The sequence below is a fragment of the Flavobacterium sp. genome, from assembly GCF_028712645.1.
Taxonomy (GTDB): domain Bacteria; phylum Bacteroidota; class Bacteroidia; order Flavobacteriales; family Flavobacteriaceae; genus Flavobacterium.
This window is the reverse complement of record NZ_JAQTPQ010000372.1, coordinates 1-2,695: the sequence shown is the minus strand read 5'-3', so window position 1 is coordinate 2,695 and position 2,695 is coordinate 1. Positions and strand designations below refer to the sequence as shown.

Below are 2,695 nucleotides of genomic sequence, written 5' to 3'. Positions count from 1 at the left end.
GAGAACCTTTTTTAATATGTTGGGGCCAATGATTAATCCTTCATTTCCTAAAAATCAATTAGTTGGCGTTTTCAATTTAGAACTTGCCAGAAAATATGCCTATCTATATCAAAATACCGATATCAATTTCACCATTCTCCATTCATTGGATGGTTACGATGAAGTTTCTTTGACTTGTCCTACCAAAACAATTACAGATAGAATGGAAGGCGTTTTGAAACCGGAAGATTTTGGCGTTCGACAATTGTTACAAAGCGAAATCGAAGGCGGAAAAACCATCGAAGAATCGGCCCAAATGTTTACCAATATCATTTCAGGAAAAGGAACCGAAGCCCAAAATAACGTGGTTTGTGTCAATGCTGCAATGGCAATGGCAACGGTTACAAAATGTGCTCCTTTAGAAGGATTTGATTTAGCAAAAGAAAGCCTTCTTTCCGGAAAAGGTTTATCAGCATTGAAAAAATTACAGGAATTAAGTAAATAATAATTGAAAGATTTAAAAATTTAAAAATTGAAAGATTATGACAAAATCATTTGAAGAGTTTGAAGTCTACCAAAAGGGAATTCATTTAGCCAAATTGATTTTTAAATTATTAGAAAACAAATCTTTTGAAAGAGAATTTAGCTTCAAAGAACAAATCAAAAGAGCTGTAATTTCGATAACAAATAATATTGCTGAAGGTTCAGAATATAACAACAATAAACAACTCATCAGATATTTGAAAATCTCAAAAGGAAGTTGTGCAGAAGTTAGAAGTATGTTAGTTTTGGCGAAAGAATTAGAATTATTAACATCATTGGAAATTGAAAAAAGTTATAATTTAAGTATCGAAATTTCTCAAAACTTATCCAATTTTATAAAATATTTAACCACTAAAATTTAAAGAGTAGTTTATGACATATCACAAATCTTTTAATCTTTAAATTTTTCAATCTTTAAATTAATGAACATACTAAACAAAATAATACTCGATAAACGAAGAGAAGTCGTTCTCAAGAAATCAATAATTCCAGTTTCGCAATTGGAATCTTCAGTATTATTCGAAAGAAAAACCATTTCTTTGAGCCATAACTTAAAAAATAGTTCCTCTGGAATCATTGCCGAACACAAACGTCGTTCGCCATCAAGAGCCGAAATCAATTACGGTTTTACAGTCGAAGAAGTGGTAAAAGGCTATGAAAATGCTGGTGCTTGTGGAATTTCGGTTTTAACCGATGGAAAATATTTTGGCGGTTCTCTTGACGATTTACTTTTGGCAAGAGCCACAGTTAATGTTCCTTTACTGCGAAAAGAATTCGTTGTTGATGAATATCAAATTCTTGAAGCCAAAGCTCACGGAGCCGATTTAATTTTGCTTATTGCAGCCGTTTTGACTCGAGAAGAAATCAAATCATTGTCAGAATTTGCAAAAAGTTTAGGTTTGGAAGTTCTGTTAGAAGTTCATAATCAAGAAGAACTCGAAAAATCAATAATGCCAACTCTAGATATGATTGGTGTCAACAACAGAAACTTAAAAACTTTTGAAGTAAGTCTAGATTTTAGCAAACAATTAGCAAATCAAATCCCGAATGATTTTGTAAAAGTTTCCGAAAGTGGAATTTCATCTATCGAAGCCATCAACGAACTAAAGCCTTATGGATACAAAGGTTTCCTGATTGGAGAAAACTTTATGAAAACTAATAATGCTGGCGAAGCAGCGAAAGAATTTATTTCAAAATTATAAAGATGAAACTCAAAATCTGCGGAATGAAATATCCTGAAAATATACTCGAAGTAGGCGCTCTCCTACCCGATTATATGGGTTTTATCTTTTGGAAAAAATCTGGTCGTTATTTTGATGGAATCATTCCCGAATTACCAAAATCAATTAAAAAAGTAGGCGTTTTTGTAGATGAAACTCAGGAAGAAATTTTAAAAAAAATAAAAAAACATAATTTACAAGCTATTCAATTACACGGTCATGAATCAGCTAATTTTTGTTTAAATTTGAAAACTGAAATGAGGAATGAAATCGAAATTATAAAAGTATTTTCAGTAAAAGATGATTTTGATTTTGAAGTTTTAAAACCTTTTGAAAAGGTTTGCGATTATTTTCTATTTGACACCAAAGGGAAATTGCCTGGCGGAAACGGAATCACTTTCGATTGGAAAGTACTAGAAAATTATCCATCAACAAAACCATTCTTTTTAAGTGGCGGAATTGGAATGAATGAATTTGAAGCAATAAAAAAAATAACAAAAACAAATTTGCCTGTTTATGCCATTGATGTAAACAGCAAATTTGAAATCGAACCTGGATTAAAAAATATAGAATTATTATCTAGTTTTAAGAATAACTTGAAACTTTAAACTTTAAACTAAATGAGTTACAACGTTAACGAAAAAGGATATTACGGCGAATTTGGAGGAGCTTACATTCCCGAAATGCTATATCCAAATGTAGAAGAATTACGTCAACAATATTTAAAAATCACAGCAGAACCATCATTTCAAACCGAGTTTGATGCGTTGCTAAAAGATTATGTAGGTCGACCTACTCCACTTTATTTTGCAGAACGTTTATCTCAAAAATACAACACCAAAATTTATCTCAAAAGAGAAGATTTATGCCATACTGGAGCACATAAAGTCAACAACACCATTGGGCAAATTCTTTTGGCAAAACGTTTAGGCAAAACCAGAATAATTGCCGAA

General features: G+C 31.5%; 4 protein-coding genes and 1 pseudogene. All 5 read left to right on the top strand.

The annotated features are described in order from the left end of the window. The coding region (locus PHC28_RS18020) for an anthranilate phosphoribosyltransferase (protein ID WP_367278071.1) at positions 1-484 on the top strand (484 nt) is incomplete at its 5' end. Between the two features lie 37 nt (positions 485-521). Continuing rightward, entirely contained in the window at positions 522-884 is a 363-nt protein-coding gene (locus PHC28_RS18015) for a four helix bundle protein (RefSeq protein WP_300103772.1), read from the top strand. Positions 885-944: 60 nt separating this feature from the next. Continuing rightward, entirely contained in the window at positions 945-1,724 is a 780-nt protein-coding gene (trpC, locus tag PHC28_RS18010) for an indole-3-glycerol phosphate synthase TrpC (RefSeq protein WP_300103770.1), read from the top strand. Positions 1,725-1,726: 2 nt separating this feature from the next. Then, a complete protein-coding gene (locus PHC28_RS18005; RefSeq protein WP_300103768.1) occupies positions 1,727-2,350 on the top strand; it encodes a phosphoribosylanthranilate isomerase in 624 nt (207 codons plus the stop codon). 12 nt (positions 2,351-2,362) lie between these two features. Further along, a pseudogene (locus PHC28_RS18000) lies at positions 2,363-2,695 on the top strand (tryptophan synthase subunit beta); the annotation flags it as partial.

Coding starts and splice junctions, on each gene's coding strand:
- PHC28_RS18015 (WP_300103772.1), top strand. CDS start 522: ATGACAAAATCATTTGAAGAGTTTGAAGTCTACCAAAAGGGAATTCAT.
- trpC (WP_300103770.1), top strand. CDS start 945: ATGAACATACTAAACAAAATAATACTCGATAAACGAAGAGAAGTCGTT.
- PHC28_RS18005 (WP_300103768.1), top strand. CDS start 1,727: ATGAAACTCAAAATCTGCGGAATGAAATATCCTGAAAATATACTCGAA.